An 18953-nucleotide genomic window follows, 5' to 3' on the forward strand; every position below is an offset into this window, starting at 1 on the left:
TTTTTTTGCCCGCTTGTTCATGATGACCAGTGCGGCGGTACTGGCCTTTCCGGTGGAAGAGCGCTTGAAAAAAGAACAGGCCCAAACCAGCAATAAGCACAAATACAAGGTCAATCGTACTAATACATTAGCCATCGTCAAATATCACTTGCATGTAATGGTGGTCAAAGGAATGGTTGTTCCATGTCTGAAAGCGATCGACAGTATACTGCTGAAAACAAAGGAAATTATCCGGCCAGCAAGACGCTTCCCCCGGAAACACCTCAAAAAAAAACCGCCAAACTCAAACTATAAACACCTCTAAAGCCTTAAGGAAACGACATTGAATAGTGAATGGTGAATGCCTTACTCCCTCCGCTTTAGGCCGAAGCTTCGGCCCGAAGCTTCGGCCCGAAGTGTCGGGCCTTACACCATACACCTTACTCCTTAAGCCTTATACCTAAAGCCTAACGCCTCCCTGAAAACTTATTACTTAATACTTACTACCTTTCCGTCATGTACATCCCCCATATGTTCCGGTTCGACAACCAACCCGAACTGGTTGCCTTTATGAAGCAATACAGCTTTGCCTCTTTCGTGACAACGGCAGATCAATTGCCGGTTGCCACACATTTGCCGTTTTTGGTAGAAGAGCGGGAAGGAAATGTATGGCTCCGCTCCCACCTGGCGAAAATCAATGAACAGGCGGCTCAGTTGAACAACACAACAGCACTCGTGATTTTCAGCGGCCCGCATGCTTATATTTCTCCGGAGCATTATAACAAATGGGAAAGCGTACCTACATGGGATTATATCGCCGTCCACGCTTATGGACAGGTTACTGTAATCGAAGATGAAGCGGGTAAGGCAGCTTTGCTCGAACAAACCATTTCCTTTTACGAAGCAGCTTATCAGCAAAGGTGGGACAGTCTTCCGGAAAAATATAAAACCGGCATGATGCAGGGGTTGGTGGCCTTTGAAATGGAAATAACCAAACTGCAGGGCGCGAAGAAACTCAGCCAGAATAAAACTACCGGGGAACGCGAGCGCATCGCCACGCAACTGGAAGCTTCGGCCGATAATATGGAACAGGCATTGGGAAAAGCCATCCGGAACCTGCCCTGATCACCGGCAAAGTACAGCCTCTATTTCAGCGACGGTATTCGCTTTTAATAATTTGTATTCTTTCGAGGAAGCATTGAATTCGCATTTCTTGCATTGACTCTCGCCATGATTCCAGAAATAGCGGATCACTTTGTCATTTTCGATATAAGAACTGTATGTTTTCTGGTCTTCCCCTTCTTTTCTTACTACTTCAAAAATGTAAATGAGTTTGTTGTTCTCATAGTAGTAATCGGCCTTTATCTCCGCATCGCCTTCTTTTAAAAAATCAACTGCGATCCTAACCACCTCACCATTGTGCCTTGTATAGTCTACTTTTATTTTTTTGCCGCAACTAACCTCGAATTGCTTTTTTTCGGGGTTTTCCAGCGCATCGATAGTATTGGTTTTTTCGCGGATAGCGGAAAACGCATCGGCCGGCGCTGCACGCTTTTCCGGGGTGTGTTTCGGCACTTCCTTCTTTTCGTTGTTGCAGGAAAGCATCAACAGGATAACAAATGGAAAAAGTAAAGACTTCATACCATCGAATTTACTGTAATTCGCACGACGATCAGGTTATTGACCGATCAAATTATCTATTTCCTGCTGTATCGTAGTACTGAGCTCACGGGTACGAACCTGAAAATGGTTTGCATCTGCAAGGATTACCACCCGTATGTCAGCGCCCGCCGCTTTCGCTTTTTGTTCAAAGGCCAGCACCGATTCATTCAGCAGGTAGTTATCCCTGCCACCTGCATAGATGGTGATTTTGCCCACACCCTCTTTTTTAATCCGGGGCCATTGTGTTTTTACCAGCAGGGCGAGATCGTAGGGTTGCCATTCTTTAACGACCTGCTGATCGATTCTTCCCGTGCGTGGATCAAACAGGTCTTTGGGCCGGCCATCCCTGCCGGGCAGTCCGAATGCTGCTTCAAATGATTGCTGCTGACCACCATCACCCGCAAACAACTCGGCCAGCCTGGCCTTGCGTAATGTTTGCTGAAAAACACCGTTTACTCGGTTTATTCCCCGCTCTTCTCCCTGAGTATTGGTATAATAATTTTTATCCTTATAGAGATCCACACCGGTAAAGGAAGAAAAGTCTAACGGATCCGGTGAGGTGGCCCAACAACCGCCGAAGCTTGCGGGATAATTCAGTGCCAGCCAAACCGCCCCATAACCACCGGAACTCTGACCCATGAGGAAGCGTTGCCGGGGATTTCTGGTCACGTTGAAATGTTGTTCGAGGTAAGGAATAAATTCGCTCACCAGCGCTTTTCCCCAGGGTCCGTTTACCCGGGAATCTACAAAAGCATGAAGTCCCCACGGCGTTTGAGTCTCCGGATTGAGATAGATATAGATTTTGTCTTTACCCAGGTCCATGCCATACAGTTGCTGGTTACCGGAGATCGCGCCATGATGATGTGTGCCGCCCCAACCCGGGATAATGAAGACCACGGGGTAACGCCGGGCACTATCCGCAACGTAGGAAGCAGGAAACACAATCGCCGCTTTAATAAAAATGGGCTTTTTCCGGAACTCACTTAACAGACCGGATTGAAACCTGATTTCTTTTGCCAGAGGGGTTTCACGAAATTGTCTTTCCTGAAACACATTAGATAAAGTAACAAGGCCTTCGCCCCGTCCCGAAGTACTGATTTGCAGCAAACCTTCTGCCCGGCTGTACAAATTGCCCGGAGCTGAATTGGCTCTTTCATTGGTATTCGTATCAAGAATTGCAATTAGTTTATAGACACCTTTACCCAGTGAATCGATAGCTATATGAGAAGGCGTGGCGCCAGATTTAAAATTAATGGTTTGGCCTGCCTGCCAATTTTTTACCGGCAGAGAAAAAGCCGGTTCTTCGGCCATCGTCCGTTCATTGAATTGCCCGGAAGTGTCTTTCAAGGTATAAACATACAACCGGCCATTATAGGGCCCGGCAAATTGCGGTGCCAATTCCACCTTCAGGTTAACCTGTGCATTAACGATGCTACATACCGGCAGGAAGAAGAATAAGAAGATATTTTTCATACCCGGCAAATAGAGAAATTTATTCTTATGGTGTTGTTATGGGCAGGCATTAAAGCTGTTCTATCGTCAGACAACGCTTTTTATCGAAGAAGGCGACCGGCAGGCCTATTCCAGTTAACGGCGCAAAACAAAAAGCCAGCTCAAAATGAGCTGGCTTTTTTCGCAGAGAGGAAGGGATTCGAACCCTCGATACAGTTTCCCGTATACACACTTTCCAGGCGTGCTCCTTCAACCACTCGGACACCTCTCTGTTTGAAGGGTGGCAAAAATACGGTTTTCTGTGATTACAGGCACCGCTATTTCACCGGTTTTTTAGGCTTCCAGGCGAAATAATGCCCGGGCATTGGCCGTGGTCACGTCCGCAATATTTTCCAGACTCGTTTCCCGCAGATCGGCCAGCTTCTGGGCCACATGCAGCACGTAGGCCGGCTCATTCCTTTTTCCCCGGTAAGGTACAGGCGCCAGGTAAGGGGCGTCCGTTTCGAGGATCAGCCACGAGAGATCGACGTCTTTGATTGCCGTATCGAGTCCGCCATTCTTGAAGGTCAGCACCCCGCCGATACCCAGATAAAATCCCAGCTCCGTCAGCCGGGCGGCCTGGGTGGCATCGCCGGAGAAACAGTGAAACACACCGCGCAGTTTTCCCTGCTGGTACTCGCTCACCACCTCGATACATTCCGCCGTGGCATTGCGCGAGTGAATGCAGATCGGCAGGTCATAATGCAAGGCCCATTCGATCTGGCAGCGCAGCGCTTTGTATTGTTGCTCTTTATAAGTGACGTCCCAGTAGAAGTCCAGACCGATTTCACCCACTGCAATAAACGGACGGCTGGCCAGGTACTCTTCGGCCGCCTTCAATTCCTCTTCAAAGTTTTCGCCAATGGAACAGGGATGAACGCCCATCATGCTATGACAGCAATCGTTTTTTGCTTCCATTTCCAGCATGGCCTCATGCGTGGAACGGTCTATCGCGGGCATTAGTATTTTTCCGATGCCGGCCTCGCGGGCGCGGACGAGCATTTCCGTTGCGTCACTTTTAAATGAATTTGAATACGTATGTGCATGCGTGTCGATGAGCATCATTTGTCAAGTTTTTGAGCCTTTAAACCCCTTTCACCCCCCGGTACCGGGTTAAAATTGAAAATAGGTTTGGAGAAATTAAAATTTATTATACCTTTAATCCAGTTTTCATAGGGTACGGATTAAAAACGGGCCAGGGTTTCTACCCAGGCCCTAAATTTTTCAGCCAACTTATTCTAAATAAGTATCCTGTAAATGATCTTTTTTCTTAATTGATAATTTTTCCTACTTTATTTTTTCGAACGAAAATCCTTTTTCCGAAAAGAATTTTAATACCTGCGGAAGCGCTCCCGTCAGTCGCGGCAATGCTTTTTCACTGTCGTGAAATACCACAACCGATCCTGCCTCACTGTGCCGGATAACGTAGTTTGCACAAGTAGCTGCATCCAGTTTTATGTCAAAATCCGCACTCAGTACATCCCACATTATCACGCGGTTAACGCTGTTTTTTTCCCTGGCCTCCAACGTAAGTTTCTTCAATTGTTTTGCCTGCTGTCCCGTAATTCTCCCATAGGGCGGACGAAACAATGAGCTTGTTATCACACGCGCCGCTTTAGCAATATCTGCTATATAAAGATCTGTTCCCGTCTTCCATCCATTCAGGTGCTGCCAGGTGTGATTGCCGACAGCATGCCCTTCCTCCAAAATACGCTGGTAGATATCAGGATGCGCCTCCACATTTTTTCCAATACAAAAAAAAGTAGCTTTCGCACCATATGACTTCAGCATATCGAGTACAAACGGAGTGGCAACGGGATGGGGACCATCGTCAAAGGTCAGAAAAAGCGCTTTGCCTGAGACAGGTATTTCCCAGGTATAACCGGCATAAAACCGTTTGAGCCAGAAAGGAGTTTTTATAAAATACATGCACGAATCAAACGCCAAATATAATTGATTCGCCGACCAATCCCCCAATCGTTGTACTTTTGCCGCCTATGACGGCAACGAGAAAAGTAAGGGTTCGTTTTGCACCCTCACCTACCGGTGGTTTGCACCTTGGAGGTGTAAGAACAGTGTTATACAATTACCTGTTTGCCCGCCGGCACGGCGGTGATTTTGTGTTGCGGATCGAAGACACCGATCAGAGCCGCTATGTTCCCGGCGCAGAGGAATATATTTTTTCCTGCCTTGCCTGGGCAGGTCTCGAACCGGATGAGAGTCCTTTGAAACCCGGCGCCTACGGTCCATACCGCCAGAGCGAACGCAAAGCAGCAGGTCTGTACCAGCAATATGCCGATCAGCTCGTCCGCGATGGTTACGCTTACTATGCTTTCGATACACCCGAAGAATTGGAAAAAATGCGCGAGCAATTCCGCACGGAAGACAATCCTTCTCCCCAATATGACCACAACGTACGCATGGAAATGCGCAACTCGCTTTCACTTTCCCTGGAAGAAACAAACGTGTTGCTCGAAAAAGGCATTCCCTATGTGGTGCGGATTCGCATGCCGGAAAAAGAAACGATCACCTTCACCGATATGATCCGTGGCGAAGTAAGTTTTGATGCCGGTCTGAGCGATGATAAAGTATTGCTCAAAGCCGATGGCATGCCCACTTATCACCTTGCAGTGGTAGTAGATGATCACCTGATGGAGATCACCCATGCTTTCCGCGGGGAAGAATGGTTGCCTTCTGCTCCCGTACACGTGTTGCTGTGGAAATATTTATTCGGCCTGGATAAAATGCCGCAGTGGGCGCACCTGCCACTGATATTGGGTCCGCAGGGCAAACTCAGTAAACGCGATGGAGCGAAATATGGTTTCCCCGTTTTTGCGATGAACTGGACCGACCCGCGTTCAAACGAACTTACCGAAGGTTTCCGCGAAAAAGGATTTTTGCCGGAAGCCTTTACCAACCTGCTGGCGATGCTTGGCTGGAACGACGGAACCGAACAGGAACTTTTTTCACTGGAAGAACTGACAGAGAAATTTTCTATCGACCGCGTACACAATGGTGGCGCGCGTTTCGACTATGAAAAAGCCAAATGGTTCAACCACGAATGGATCAAACGTGTCGATATAAATAAACTGCAGGAAGCTGTTTCGCCCTTGCTGGCCGAACATGGATTTGATGTATCCGATCAACATCGGGTAGCGAAAGTGCTGGGGTTGGTGCGTGATCGTTGTACATTGCTGCCCGACTTCATCGAACAAGCTGGCTTTTTCTTCCAGCGTCCTGCCAATATCGATGCGGCTGCGGTAAAACCAAAATGGTCGGAAGCGAAAAATCTTTTCTTTACCGAACTGATCCGCAATTTTGAACTGGCTACGCTGTGGAAAGCGGAGGAACTGGAGAATAACTTTAAAGAGATCGCTGCTGCCAATCAATTAAAACCGGGCGATGTATTGTTGCCGTTCCGCGTGATGCTGGTAGGCGGTAAATTTGGTCCGCAGGTATTTGATATCGCCGAAGTATTGGGCAAAGAGGAAACGGTGCGCCGTATCCAGCAGGCTTTGCCATTATTCAATTGATCGCTTACAAAACGCTTGCTATATGCTTAACCGACCTGTCCGTGTATTAGTTGCCAAAGTCGGCCTCGACGGTCACGACCGAGGAGCCAAGGTAATTGCCACCGCTCTCCGCGATGCGGGCATGGAAGTTATTTATACCGGTCTGCGGCAGACACCGGAAATGGTGGTAAATGCCGCCCTCCAGGAAGACGTAGACGCCATCGGCATCAGCATTCTGTCCGGCGCACACATGACCGTGTTCCCCAAGATCATGGCGCTGATGAAAGAAAAACAACTCAACGATGTATTACTCACCGGCGGCGGCATCATTCCCGAAGATGATATGCAGCAACTCAACGAATCCGGCGTAGGCCGTTTGTTTGCGCCCGGTACGCCCACTACTGAAATTGCGGATTATATCCGGACATGGGTAGCGGAGCACAGGGAATTTTGAGTAATAAGTAGTAAGTTATAAGTTTTATGTTGGGCAATAGGTGAATCACTCAATGAGTCAATTACTATTGTTTCCACTCGCGTATTCCCTTATTCACTATTCACTATTGACCATTGACCATTCACTATTCACCCCACCCCCTAATTTTTGAATTTTTACTTTTGGATTTTGATTTATTAACACTGTTAATTATATTTGCCCCGTTAATATAATTCAAGTGGGTATACAGGAACGTAAACGCAAACACAAGGAAGACCTCAAACAGCTCATCCTCGACGCAGCCAAAAAGCTGTTCATGAAGGATGGCTATGAGGCTACGTCTATCCGGAAGATTGCGGCCGAAATTGAGTTCAGTCCCACCACCATCTATCTCTATTACAAAGACAAAGCTGAAATTTCCCACGCCCTGCACCAGGAAGGCTTCAAAATCCTCGGCCAGCAATTGAGTATTCTCCTGGTGATCGAAGACCCGTTTGAGCGACTCAAGGCCATGGGAAAAGTATATATGCAGTTTGCGCTGGAACACGGTGATTTCTATGAGCTTATGTTCATCATGAAAGATCCGCTCCAAACGATACACGATTGCGCAGACAACCATTGGGAAGAAGGACAACAGGCTTTCCGCCTCCTCCTTTCCGGCATCCAGGCCTGCCAGGAAGCTGGTTATTTCCGTTCAATGGATCCCGAAACTTTTTCTTTAGTTGTCTGGAGCACCATGCACGGACTCTGCGCCCTGCAATTAAAAGGACACCTGGACATGGTAGTAGCCCATAAAAATATTTTGCAGGACGTGGACAATGTGCTGCAACACACATTTGAGACATTTATCAAGATGCTGGAAAAACTCCGGTAACTTTTTTTTGACCATAAATTAACAGTGTAAATAATGAGAACGGTATTCAGTAAAGCCTGCCTCGGGTTCTTGTTTTTACTTCCATCGGCAGTCAACGCGCAAAATGAATTGCTCCGGCAATACATCGACAGTGCTTTTGCCAACAACATTGTACTGGAACAAAAAAACATTTCCCTCGAAAAAGCCAACGCAGCGCTGGAAATCGCGAAGAGCTGGAGCTACCCGGCCGTCAATTTTCAGTTCGGTTACCAGACAGCCGATGGCGGCCGCGATATCTACCTCCCGCTCGGCGATCTGCTCAACGGTGTGTATGCAACGCTTAACCAACTCACCGCCAGCAATGCTTTTCCCCAATTGGAAAATCAACGCATCAACTTTTTACCCAAAAACTTCTACGATGGCCGCATCCGCACCACCCTACCGATCATCAATGAAGACATCCGGTATGGTAAAAAAATAAGCCGTCAGCAAATAACGCTCAGTGAGATCGAAGTAGACCTCTACAAACGCGAACTCGTCAAGAATATTAAGAGCGCTTATTACCAATACCTCACCGCCCAACAAGCCGTTGCTATCTATGAAAGCGCTCTCGAACTCGCACGCGAAGGTCAACGGGTAAATCAGAAGCTACTTGATAACGGCAAAGGCCTGCACGCTTACCTGCTTCGTTCCAACAGTGAAATTGAACAGGTAAATGCACAGTTGTACCAGGCACGCCAGCAGGTGATCAATGCCCGTGCTTATTTCAACCTTTTGCTCAACCGCGAACAAACCGCAGCCATCGACAGCAATTACAATTCAACTGCCGCCCTCGATGAGATACAATCGACATTGATGGCACCTCCTTCAAACGAACAACGCGAAGAGTTCCGCGCCTTGCGCCAGGCACTCGCCATCAATGAAAATCTCCTGGAGATGAACAAGCGTTTTTATTATCCCAAGTTGAACGGCTTCCTCGATCTTGGTTCGCAATCGCAGAACTGGCAATTCAACGGACAATCACGCTATTATATGCTCGGTGTGCAATTGGATGTTCCCATTTTTGCCGGCTACCGGAATAAGTACAAGATCCGCCAGGCTGAACTCGACGCGCGCACATCCCGGCTCAACATAGAACAAACCCGTCAGCAATTACAACTGACCGGCACTACAGCGCACAACAACCTGCTGGCTTCCTGGCAATCCTTCAAGGCCACGACCAAACAACTCGAAGCCGCCGCGGCTTATCAACGCCTCATCGAACGCGGCTACCGCGAAGGCACCAACAGCTTTATCGAAACCATCGATGCCCGCAATCAATACACACAGGCACAACTTCAGTATAATATCAACCAATACCGTGTACTGATTGCTGCTGCTGCACTGGAAAGAGAAACCGCTTCTTTTAATCTGAAAAAATAACTGCCATGCATAAAACCACATCAGCCATTCTTGTGGCGCTTATGAGCACTTTCCTCCTGTCGTGTGGCAACGACAAAAAAACAGACCCGATACAGGACGATATCATCCCCGTCCGCATCCTGCCGCTGCAACAGGATTCTTTACGCCAGGAAGTCAATACTTCCGGTCAGTTTACCACAGACGACGAAACAATTCTATCGTTTAAAAACGGGGGCATCATCAGCCGCATTTTTGTAAAAGAAGGCGATGCCGTGAGCCGCGGACAAATACTGGCTACATTAAATCCTACCGAAATCAATGCAATGGCCGAACAGGCTTCGCTGGCTTTGCAGAAAGCACAACGCGATTATGAACGCGCACAAAATCTTTACCGCGACAGTGTAGCTACCCTCGAGCAATTGCAAAATGCCAAAACCGCTTATGATGTGGCGCGCCAGCAAAACAGCAGCGCCGGCTTCAACCGCGTTTATACGGAGATCCGTTCCGTTTCCAGTGGCTATGTGCTTCGCAAATTTTCCAACGAAGGACAGGTGGTTGGTCCCGGTACACCTGTATTGCAGATCAATGGTGCCACGCAGGGCAAATGGTTGTTGCGCACAGGCGTAAGCGACATACAATGGGCGATGATTAAAACGGGCGATAAAGCCCTGGTATCAACCGATGCATTGCCCGGGCAACAATTCCCCGCCCTTGTTTCAAAAAAATCAGAAGGCATCGATCCCATGAGTGGCACGTTCAATGTAGAAATCGAGATCACCGGAAAGCCACCTGCAGGACTGGCGGCCGGCCTTTTCGGTAAAGCCGTTATTTATCCCACCCGTATTACCAACGCATGGCCTATCCCTTACGATGCGCTGCTCGATGGCAACGGCAATGAAGGTTATGTATTTGTAACCGATGATAACAAAACTGCCCGCAAGGTAAAAGTGCAGATCGCACGCATAGAAAATAACCAGGTACTGATCAGCAGCGGACTGGAAAATGTCCGCTCATTGATTATCTCCGGTAGTGCTTACCTGAATGACGGTTCCAAAATCAAAATCAACTGAAACCACACTGAGTATGAAAATAGCGCAATACGCGATAAAGAATTACCAGTTCACACTCATCATGGTGCTCATGATCGTGTCGGTTGGTATTTCCACGGTACTGACCATGCCGCGCTCGGAAGATCCCGAACTGAATGCCCCGATGTTTCCCGTAGTAGTAGTGTATCCGGGTACCAGTCCTAAGGACATGGAAGAACTGGTTGTAAAACCATTGGAAAAAAAATTATACGGCCTCGATAATATCAAGCGCATCAAAACCAGCATTCACGATGGTCTGGCCCTGCTGTTTGTTGAATACCGTTTCAACAGCAACGTAGACGACAAATACCAGGAAGTGGTGCGGGAAGTAAGCGCCATGCGATCGCAGTTGCCGCCCGACCTGTACAGCATCGACGTACAAAAAATCGATCCGTCGAATGTGAACATCCTGCAGATGGCGCTGGTGAGCGAAAATGCACCGCGTGATAAATTACGTAAAGCCGCCGAAGACCTGGAAGAGGTATTGGAAAAAATCCCCTCGTTGAAGAATGTGGAAATACAAGGCATTCCCGATCCTACCATCCGCGTAGACCTTGCCCTGGATAAACTGGCGCAACTGCATCTGCCGGTAACCGTTGTGGCCGGGGCACTCCAGGGCGAGATCACCAATATCCCCGGCGGCAGCATCAACGAAGGCAGCAAGTCTTTCAACATTAAAACCAATGGTACTTATCAGAGTATCGGAGAAATTGAAAACACGGTACTGGCCACAGGCACAGGCCGTACGATCTTTCTGAAAGATGTGGCGAAAGTTTATTTTGATTACTCGCAGGAGAAACACATTACGCGGTTGAATGGCCACCGTTGCATCACGATCATAGCCGCTTTGAAAAAAGGAGAAAATATTTCTACCGCACAGAAAGAATACCTGAAGCCGATCAATAATTTCAAGGAGAAATTGCCCGCCAACATGGACCTGGTCTTACACTTCGATCAGGCCGATAATGTCAATAGCCGGCTGGGGCACCTGGGAGTCGATTTTATGATCGCGATCGGCCTGGTGTTACTGACCCTGCTGCCATTGGGCATGCGTGCTTCACTCGTTGTGATGATCGCAGTGCCGCTTTCACTCGGCATCGGTATCATTTTTATCAATATGCTGGGCTATAACCTCAACCAGTTGAGTATTGTGGGGCTGGTAGTGGCCTTGGGTCTGCTGGTGGACGACAGTATTGTGGTAGTGGAAAATATCGAGCGGTGGATGCGCAATGGCCATTCCCGATTGGAAGCAACATTGAAGGCAACAAACCAGATCGGTATGGCCGTGCTGGGTTGTACCGCCACCCTGATCATCGCATTCATGCCTCTGGCCTTTATGCCGGAGTCGAGCGGTGAATTTATCCGCAGTCTTCCGGTAGCGGTGATCGCCACCATCTTTGCCTCGATGATCGTGGCACTGACGATCGTCCCTTTCCTGTCGAGCCGTTTGCTGAAACCACATGCCAATGAACACGGCAACTTTTTCCTGCGCGGATTGCAAAAACTCATTCATGGTACTTATGCAAAACTGCTCGACCGTGCCCTGAAACATCCCTGGAAAACGCTCGCCGTAGGTGCGGCGATCTTTGTCGGTTCGTTGCTGCTGATTCCTGTTATCGGATCGAGCCTCTTCCCCGCTTCGGAGAAACCGCAATTCCTGATCGACATCACGGCACCGCTGCAGTCAAATATTTATCATACCGATTCGCTGACGAAGCAAATTGAAAAAGAACTGCGCAAAATTCCGGAGATCCGGTACTTCGCATCCAATACCGGCAAAGGCAATCCGCGTATTTATTACAACGTGAACCAGCAAAATGAACAAAGCAATTTCGCTGAGATCTTTGTACAACTGCAACCGGATGTACGTCCTGATAAAAAAATAGCGATCATTGAAATGCTCCGCAACCGGTGGACACCTTACCCGGGGGCAAAAGTGGAAGTAAAGAATTTTGAACAGGGACAACCGATGATCTCTCCGGTGGAAGTACGGTTGCTGGGAGAAAATCTCGATACACTCAGCAAACTGGCTTCCGAAGTGGAAACCTTACTGAAACAAACCGAAGGCACCATTTATGTAAACAATCCCATCCGCAACCTGAAGTCTGATATCCGTGTATTTATCAATAAGGAAAAAGCGCAGATGCTGGGTGTACCGACTGTCAACATCACGCGTACCGTGCGGATGGCCGTAGCAGGCTTCCCTGTCGGCAATTTTACCAATCCCAACCGTGATAACGATGATTATACGATCGTGTTGAGTGTGCCGGGCAAGTCCTACCCCGACCTTACCGTGTTTGACAACTTGTATGTAAACAATGTGCAGGGAAAAGCCATTCCGCTGAATCAACTCGCAACAATCGGCATGGAAACTTCACCCTTGCACATCAATCACTTCAATAAAACGCGGACAGTATCGGTTACTGCTTTCGTCCGCAAAGGTTACCTGAACTCCGAAGTGATCGACGCGGTAATAGCCAAACTGAATCAGAAAAAACTACCCGATAACTACCGTTATGAAATGGGTGGCGAAGTAGAGGGCAAAAGTGAATCTTTCAGCGGGTTTGGCAAGATCATTCTCGTGACCGTGTTCATGTTCATTGCCGTGCTGGTATTACAGTTCCGCACGTTCAAGAGTACGCTCATCGTATTGTCGGTTATTCCGTTGGGTATTGTTGGTGCTGTGCTGGCATTGCTGGTCACCGGCAATTCATTATCCTTTGTAGCAACAATCGGCATTGTGGCACTCGCGGGTATTGAAGTAAAAAATACGATCCTGCTGGTTGACTTTACGAATCAGTTACGGGCAGAAGGCAAACCGTTAATGGAAGCGATCGAAGAAGCGGGTGAAGCAAGATTTCTGCCGATCATTCTCACTTCCCTGACAGCGATCGGGGGCTTGTTACCGATTGCCCTGTCGAGCAATCCGTTGATCTCACCGCTGGCGATTGTGATGATCGGAGGTTTGATCAGCTCTACGTTGTTGTCCAGAATCGTAACGCCGGTTATTTATAAATTGATGCCGCCGAAGGTGGAGGTAAAAGTAAAACAGCCGTTGTAAGTTTTAAGTAATAAGTATAATCAATTCTTTGCGACTTTGCCGCTTATGTAGCTTTGCGTGAACTGTATTGGCTGTTTCATTGGCGATTGGCGATTCACGCCTATTTTTGTAAAAAACACGATAGCTATGTACCAGACACTTCTTGTTTCCCTGGAAGAACATATATTGACCGTTACCATCAATCGTGCCGACAAACTGAATGCGTTGAATAAATCGGTGATCGGAGAGTTGGGAAAAGTATTCGATGATGTGTACAGCAACCCTGATATCAAAGCGGTGATCCTGACCGGCAGCGGCCCCAAGTCGTTTGTTGCGGGTGCCGATATCAGCGAATTCAGTAGCCTGGATGCCAAAGGTGGTGAGGCTTTGGCGCGTCATGGACAGGAAACAGTGTTTGACCGTATAGAGCGTTGTCCCAAACCCGTTGTGGCGGCCGTGAATGGTTTTGCCCTGGGAGGTGGTTGCGAACTGGCGATGGCCTGTCATTTCAGACTGGCTTCAGCAACAGCGCGTTTCGGTCAGCCCGAAGTGAACCTTGGCCTGATTCCGGGTTATGGCGGTACGCAGCGCTTAACGCAATTGATCGGCAAAGGCCGCGCAATAGAAATGTTGTTATCTGCCAACATGATCGATGCTGCCACGGCACATCAGTACGGCCTGGTCAATCACGTAACAACCGCAGAAGAATTATTGCCCACAACAAAAACCATTCTTCAGACGATATTGAGCAAAGCGCCACTGGCCGTTGCCGGCTGCATTGAAGCGGCCAATGCTGTGTATGACGAAAAAGTAAATGGTTACGATACAGAAATCCGTTTGTTCGGCGAACTGTTTGATACTGCCGATGCGAAAGAAGGCATTGCGGCGTTTCTGGAAAAAAGAAAAGCGGCTTTTCAAGCCAAGTAAAAATTCAAAAGTCAAAATTCAAAAATTTGTGCAGAAGCGTTTCTGTTCTTTTTGAATTTTGACTTTTTACTTTTGAATTTCTTGCTACTTCAGGAAGCCTTCAACCAAAGGAGCCACAAGGTGCGGCGCCTTGAACTGATAGCCCAGTACTTTTGCGAAGGTTGCTGCCATCTGTTGCAACAACAGCGGTTGGCTGTTGCGCTGTTCCCCTCCCGCGGCTACACCTTTGCCCCAGCCGGCTACCCAGATCTCTGAAGCATCCTGCACACCCGATCCATGATCCGTCCATTGACGTTTGATGATATCACCACGGCCATGATCTGTTGTTAAAAAGATGGCTGTTTTATTTTTATACTGCGGATCATTTTGAATAAAAGTCCATAACTCCTGCAGCCATTTATCGACTTGTTTTGCGGCATCCAGGTAAGAACGATACTTGCCGGCATGCGCCCACTCATCTGTTTCTCCATAACCGATATACAATACCCGCGGCCGTTTTTGCTGAAGGTATTGTAGCGCGGCATAATGGGTAAATACATCAAGACATTCCGCATCACCCCATGGCCGGTAGCTATCGCGCAGCATGCGATGCAACAACAATTGGTTGGGGGTCAGACTTTTTCCTGTCAATGTATCAAATGCGGAAATCACCGGGAAACCCACACGTGATTGGGCTAATATCCTGTCAAAAGCATTCCATGCGCCAAATGCCGCAACCTTTCCTTTAAAACCAGGTTGATGGTGTAAAAATTCAAGGACGTGGAGGTTGGGATTTTCGGGATACCCATTGCTGTTGATAGCGGTATCAACAAAACCCGTGAGCAGTTCGCTATAGCCAGGGTAGCTGAACCAATAAGGATTGGCATTGTTGGCTTTGCTGCCGGCAAGGCGGTTGCCGTAAAGGCGTCCTTCTTTTTCCATCAGCGACCAAAGAAACGGCATCAGTTTCTTTCTCCGCTCCTTTGCATCGGCATGCCAGTAGTGGGCAAAAATATACGCGCTGTCTTCTTCGTTGAAGGCGGGGTCGCGGGCCAGTGCGGTATCCATTCCACCAAATACCTCCTGCCAGCGCAGGCCGTCGGTAGTGATAATGATCAGGTTTTCGGCGGTGCGTTGTGCAGAGGCAAAAGAACAGCCAACTACCATTGCCTGGATCAGGTAAAAAAGGCGCATGCGGAAGTTTTAGAAGCTAAAAATAAACAATCGGGGGCAGTTTCGATGTTGTAAAAAGCTCCCGGGCTTCGGGCTCCGGATCACACTGCCCGATGGGGCATATTCGTGTTTAGTTCTACCATTGCTTTCGTGCCGCCGTAATTTCTTTTTGTAATCCTGAAGTTGCCGCCTATCGACTCCAGGCGTCGTGTTATACTGTATAGTCCGTGGTTGCCGGAGTCCGTCGTGTCTTCGTATCCTATTCCATCATCCGTTACTTCGATCTGCAGGCCATTGGTATATTGGAAAACGATTCCGGCATTTTGCGCCTGGGAATGTTTGATAATATTGTTGACCAGTTCCTGGATCACTCTGAACAGCATCAGTTGCAATTGTTGTGAGAGGTGATGTGCGTTACTGTTTTTATCCACTACCGAAATAGTCAGCAGCCTGGCTTCATTGATTTCACTGGCAAACTGCTCGGTGGCTTTAATTATTCCTTCTTTTTCCAGTACGGAAGGAAGAAGGTTGTGGGCGATGTGCCGGACGTCGGCATGCGTATTTTCCAAAATCCCTTTGACTTTCGAAAGCTGTTCCATGCGTTTTTCCTGGGGAAGGTGTGGAATAGACTCCAGGCTCATTTTGGCTGCGCCGATCATGGCGGCAACACCGTCGTGCAGTTCATGCGAAATGCGGTTACGTTCACGCTCCTCCCCTAAAATAAATGCGTTCAGCATGGCGTTGTCCTTTTCCTGCCGCAACTGTTTCAATCTCAACTTTTGTGTTTTCCTGTTGTAGATGAAAATACCGCCCAGTAGTGAGGCCAGCAATGCGCCGCCTAAAATTGCATACAGCAGTTTTGACTGCTGTTGCTGGATCTTCAATTCCTGGGCTCCTATCTGCTTTTCTTTCTTCTCCGTTTCGTATTTCGTCTGGTACTCGTGCAGGAGTTGCTGGTTGCTGATCACATTTAAAGAATCTTTGATCAACACATACTCTCTGAGGTATTGGGCCGAAAGTTTATAATCACCGCTTTCATTTGCTATTAATCCAAGATGTCTGATGGCTTCTGTATAGTCGTGGTCAGCCGGATTTTTTTCCATCAACCTGACGGCTTCCAGTAAATTTTCCCTGGCTTCGGTATAGCGTTTCATTTCACCTAAAAGCACTCCTTTCATCATTTGAGCTTTTGCCACATAGTTGGACCGGCCGCTTTTACGGGCAAGTTCCAATGATTGGTTCAGGTAATGGAGTGCGGAATCGGGCCGGGTGCCCGATAGGTTGGCGCCCATGACATAGTTACCATACACCTGTGCTGTAATGCTTTTAGCTTTCTGTCCCCAATCGATGGCCCTGGCGGCCCAGAGCATAGAAGAGTCGAGCTTTCCCAGTTCATGATAGCAGGTGGCCAGGTTGCCCGCCAGAACAGCTACGCGGCTGTCTTCAAGCACATCCAGTTCCTTTAACTCGTTAAATGCCAGTAAACAATACTGAACAGCAGACCGATAATCCTCAACCGTCATATAAATTGAGGAAAGATTCATTTTTGCAAAGGCAGAGGACTTCTTATTTCCTGTTTTGTCTATGACTTCAATATTTTTTTTTACATAAGCAATAGTAGAATCAATTTTACCCATATAGTAAAAGTTCATCGCAGCGCTATTCAGGATTTCTGCGTCGAGATGCTTCACGCGCATATCTGTATAATTCATTTTCTCCAGAGATGCGGTGGCACGATTGAGAAAATACTGTGCTGAATCGAATTTTTCCAGGTAAGAATAGGATTTCGCTATTTCAACTTCTATGCATCCCGGGCAATTTCCATTTGATTGCCGGGGTAGGCGGTAGGCTTCAAAGAGATAAGCGATACAATTTTCGCCACCTTCGGTCCAGCATCCGGTACCTTTCATCACCAGTTCCTTACTTTTTCCGGAAAGAAGGTCCCAGTAGCCCTGGGCATACAAATGAGTTGCTGCCGGCAGCAGCAGAAAAAATATAATAATTCTCTTCATAGTTGAAGTTTTCAGAGATTAACCAGGCCGTCCATAATGGCCTTTTTCACCATACCGGCAATATTCCGGGTATCCATTTTCAGCATAATATTCCCCCGGTGTGTTTCAATGGTTTTTTCTGAAAGACAGAGTTGCTCCGCAATTTCCCTGGTGGTCTTTTCCTGAACGATGAGTTGCAGAATTTCTTTTTCCCGCTCGGTAAGTTCTACTTTGTTTTTCGCTGTTTGCGTTTCAAAAAAAACCTGCTGCGTTTTAGCACTAAAATATTTCTCGTTATTGGTTACCGCCTTTAAGGCCCTTTCAATATCATCCCTTCCGTCAATTTTCAGGAGATAGCCGTCAAAACCGGCATTAACAGAGGACTTGATAGTCGCTGCATCCGATTGACTGGTTAACGCAATTATTTTCATATCAGGCATCATCTGTTTGATCTCACGGATGATTTCCCGGCCGTCGTGTTTACCAAAATGGATATCGAGAAACAGCACATCAAATTTTTCTTTTTCCAGCATCTTCTTCAGCCCTACATAATCTAATACACTTTTTGTCTCTTCCACAAAATCGAAAGTAGAGAGCAGCACTTCCAGGCCATCCAGCACCAGGAAATGATCATCTGCAAGCAGTATTCTCATTTAACTAATTTTAGGTCTCAGGTTAGAGCTAAAATTAGTCATTTTTCGGGTGGCCGGGAATTTGTCTTTATCCAGGATCAGTTTACCTGATGCAGGTCGTTGGCAACGCCGACGCTGATCTGAGCCGGCTCAATAGATAACATCATCTTTTGCAATTCCCACCGTTTGAAAAACAGGATAATGCAGGGTAATTGTACCATGGAACTTTTTCCATTTCTCCGGGTTTTCTGCGTCGGCGGGATAGCCGAGATGGCCCGTTACTTTAATGACTGTTTTTGTATTACTCATAGAAACGATTGTTCCTTCCGCATCAAACGACATCATTGCTTCCATACCATCTCCAATAATTTTCATCAGGGAAAGTGTGAAGACTTTACCGTCGCCGGCATTTGTTTTACCGTGGATCGGCCGCATAGTTGTAAGGTCTGTTGCCGAAAACCCGATGAGCAGATTGTCTGGCCGTTCACCGGTAGCATTAACCGTAATAACAATTTCATCCCTGTTTGCCACGATGCTGCCGAACCCGTCCTTAAAACGTGCGCCGATATTTTCGCCATCCAGGAGCACATCAATGTCCACGTTATTTCGCTCAATATTATCGCTATTCCGGGCATCCGGTTCTTTACCTGAAAGGGCTTCAACGGCCCTCTCTGCTGTCATTGCGGATGGTTCGCTTTTCTTTTCCCCGCATCCTGAACATACCAGCAGGACGGAGAATAAGATCAGGAGTCTTTGCATTTGTTTCGATTTTAAAAAGCTTTGTTATCGTGC

Annotated in this window: 17 protein-coding genes and 1 tRNA gene; 9 read left to right on the forward strand and 9 right to left on the reverse strand. The window is 47.6% G+C overall.

The genetic code is table 11. The features are described 5' to 3' along the window. Both H608_RS24515 and H608_RS0111605 read left to right on the forward strand, forming a co-directional pair. Positions 1-304: hypothetical protein (locus tag H608_RS24515; RefSeq protein ID WP_038008304.1), on the forward strand; the 304-nt coding region annotated here is incomplete at its 5' end. 191 nt (positions 305-495) lie between these two features. Beyond that, the gene (locus tag H608_RS0111605) at positions 496-1104 is read left to right on the forward strand and encodes an FMN-binding negative transcriptional regulator (RefSeq protein ID WP_028787820.1); all 609 of its coding nucleotides are present in this window, start codon (positions 496-498) and stop codon (positions 1102-1104) included. On the opposite strand, the gene H608_RS0111610 is transcribed toward H608_RS0111605, so the two are convergent. The 5 genes from H608_RS0111610 to H608_RS0111630 all read right to left on the reverse strand — a co-directional run bounded on the left by H608_RS0111610 (position 1105) and on the right by H608_RS0111630 (position 5061). Continuing rightward, on the reverse strand, positions 1105-1620 hold the full coding sequence (locus H608_RS0111610; RefSeq protein WP_155990141.1) for a hypothetical protein: 516 nt from the start codon (positions 1618-1620) through the stop codon (positions 1105-1107). A gap of 36 nt (positions 1621-1656) precedes the next feature. Then, positions 1657-3114 (reverse strand): alpha/beta hydrolase, encoded by a 1458-nt coding sequence (locus tag H608_RS0111615; RefSeq protein WP_028787822.1) that lies wholly within the window; start codon positions 3112-3114, stop codon positions 1657-1659. A gap of 163 nt (positions 3115-3277) precedes the next feature. Continuing rightward, positions 3278-3364, reverse strand: a tRNA-Ser gene (locus H608_RS0111620). 62 nt (positions 3365-3426) lie between these two features. After that, on the reverse strand, positions 3427-4197 hold the full coding sequence (locus H608_RS0111625) for a TatD family hydrolase (protein WP_038008306.1): 771 nt from the start codon (positions 4195-4197) through the stop codon (positions 3427-3429). Between the two features lie 222 nt (positions 4198-4419). After that, positions 4420-5061: a polysaccharide deacetylase family protein gene (locus tag H608_RS0111630; protein WP_028787824.1), complete on the reverse strand. Its 642-nt coding sequence runs from the start codon at positions 5059-5061 to the stop codon at positions 4420-4422. Positions 5062-5129: 68 nt separating this feature from the next. Here H608_RS0111630 and gltX point away from each other — a divergent pair, with 68 nt between their 5' ends. The 7 genes from gltX to H608_RS0111665 all read left to right on the forward strand — a co-directional run bounded on the left by gltX (position 5130) and on the right by H608_RS0111665 (position 14386). Then, positions 5130-6665, forward strand: coding sequence for a glutamate--tRNA ligase (gene gltX, locus H608_RS0111635; RefSeq protein ID WP_028787825.1), 1536 nt, complete (start codon positions 5130-5132; stop codon positions 6663-6665). 22 nt (positions 6666-6687) lie between these two features. Then, complete coding sequence (locus tag H608_RS0111640) at positions 6688-7098, forward strand: cobalamin B12-binding domain-containing protein (protein WP_028787826.1); 411 nt, start codon at positions 6688-6690, stop codon at positions 7096-7098. 217 nt (positions 7099-7315) lie between these two features. Next, complete coding sequence (locus H608_RS0111645) at positions 7316-7951, forward strand: TetR/AcrR family transcriptional regulator (protein WP_028787827.1); 636 nt, start codon at positions 7316-7318, stop codon at positions 7949-7951. 33 nt (positions 7952-7984) lie between these two features. Then, on the forward strand, positions 7985-9352 hold the full coding sequence (locus tag H608_RS0111650; protein ID WP_028787828.1) for a TolC family protein: 1368 nt from the start codon (positions 7985-7987) through the stop codon (positions 9350-9352). A gap of 5 nt (positions 9353-9357) precedes the next feature. Beyond that, positions 9358-10401: an efflux RND transporter periplasmic adaptor subunit gene (locus H608_RS0111655; RefSeq protein ID WP_028787829.1), complete on the forward strand. Its 1044-nt coding sequence runs from the start codon at positions 9358-9360 to the stop codon at positions 10399-10401. 13 nt (positions 10402-10414) lie between these two features. Beyond that, positions 10415-13480 carry an efflux RND transporter permease subunit gene (locus H608_RS0111660; protein WP_028787830.1) on the forward strand — a complete coding sequence of 1022 codons (3066 nt, stop codon included), beginning with the start codon at positions 10415-10417 and terminating at the stop codon, positions 13478-13480. Positions 13481-13606: 126 nt separating this feature from the next. Continuing rightward, positions 13607-14386, forward strand: coding sequence for an enoyl-CoA hydratase/isomerase family protein (locus tag H608_RS0111665; protein WP_028787831.1), 780 nt, complete (start codon positions 13607-13609; stop codon positions 14384-14386). Between the two features lie 84 nt (positions 14387-14470). On the opposite strand, the gene H608_RS0111670 is transcribed toward H608_RS0111665, so the two are convergent. The 4 genes from H608_RS0111670 to H608_RS0111685 form a co-directional block, all read right to left on the reverse strand. Continuing rightward, positions 14471-15559 carry an alkaline phosphatase family protein gene (locus H608_RS0111670; protein WP_028787832.1) on the reverse strand — a complete coding sequence of 363 codons (1089 nt, stop codon included), beginning with the start codon at positions 15557-15559 and terminating at the stop codon, positions 14471-14473. Positions 15560-15639: 80 nt separating this feature from the next. Further along, complete coding sequence (locus tag H608_RS0111675; RefSeq protein ID WP_028787833.1) at positions 15640-17550, reverse strand: tetratricopeptide repeat-containing sensor histidine kinase; 1911 nt, start codon at positions 17548-17550, stop codon at positions 15640-15642. An 11-nt stretch (positions 17551-17561) separates the two neighbouring features. Beyond that, complete coding sequence (locus H608_RS0111680; RefSeq protein ID WP_028787834.1) at positions 17562-18182, reverse strand: response regulator; 621 nt, start codon at positions 18180-18182, stop codon at positions 17562-17564. A 129-nt stretch (positions 18183-18311) separates the two neighbouring features. After that, positions 18312-18920 carry a hypothetical protein gene (locus H608_RS0111685; protein ID WP_028787835.1) on the reverse strand — a complete coding sequence of 203 codons (609 nt, stop codon included), beginning with the start codon at positions 18918-18920 and terminating at the stop codon, positions 18312-18314. Between the last annotated feature and the right edge of the window lie 33 nt (positions 18921-18953).

This window comes from Terrimonas ferruginea DSM 30193, assembly GCF_000425585.1.
Lineage (GTDB): Bacteria > Bacteroidota > Bacteroidia > Chitinophagales > Chitinophagaceae > Terrimonas > Terrimonas ferruginea.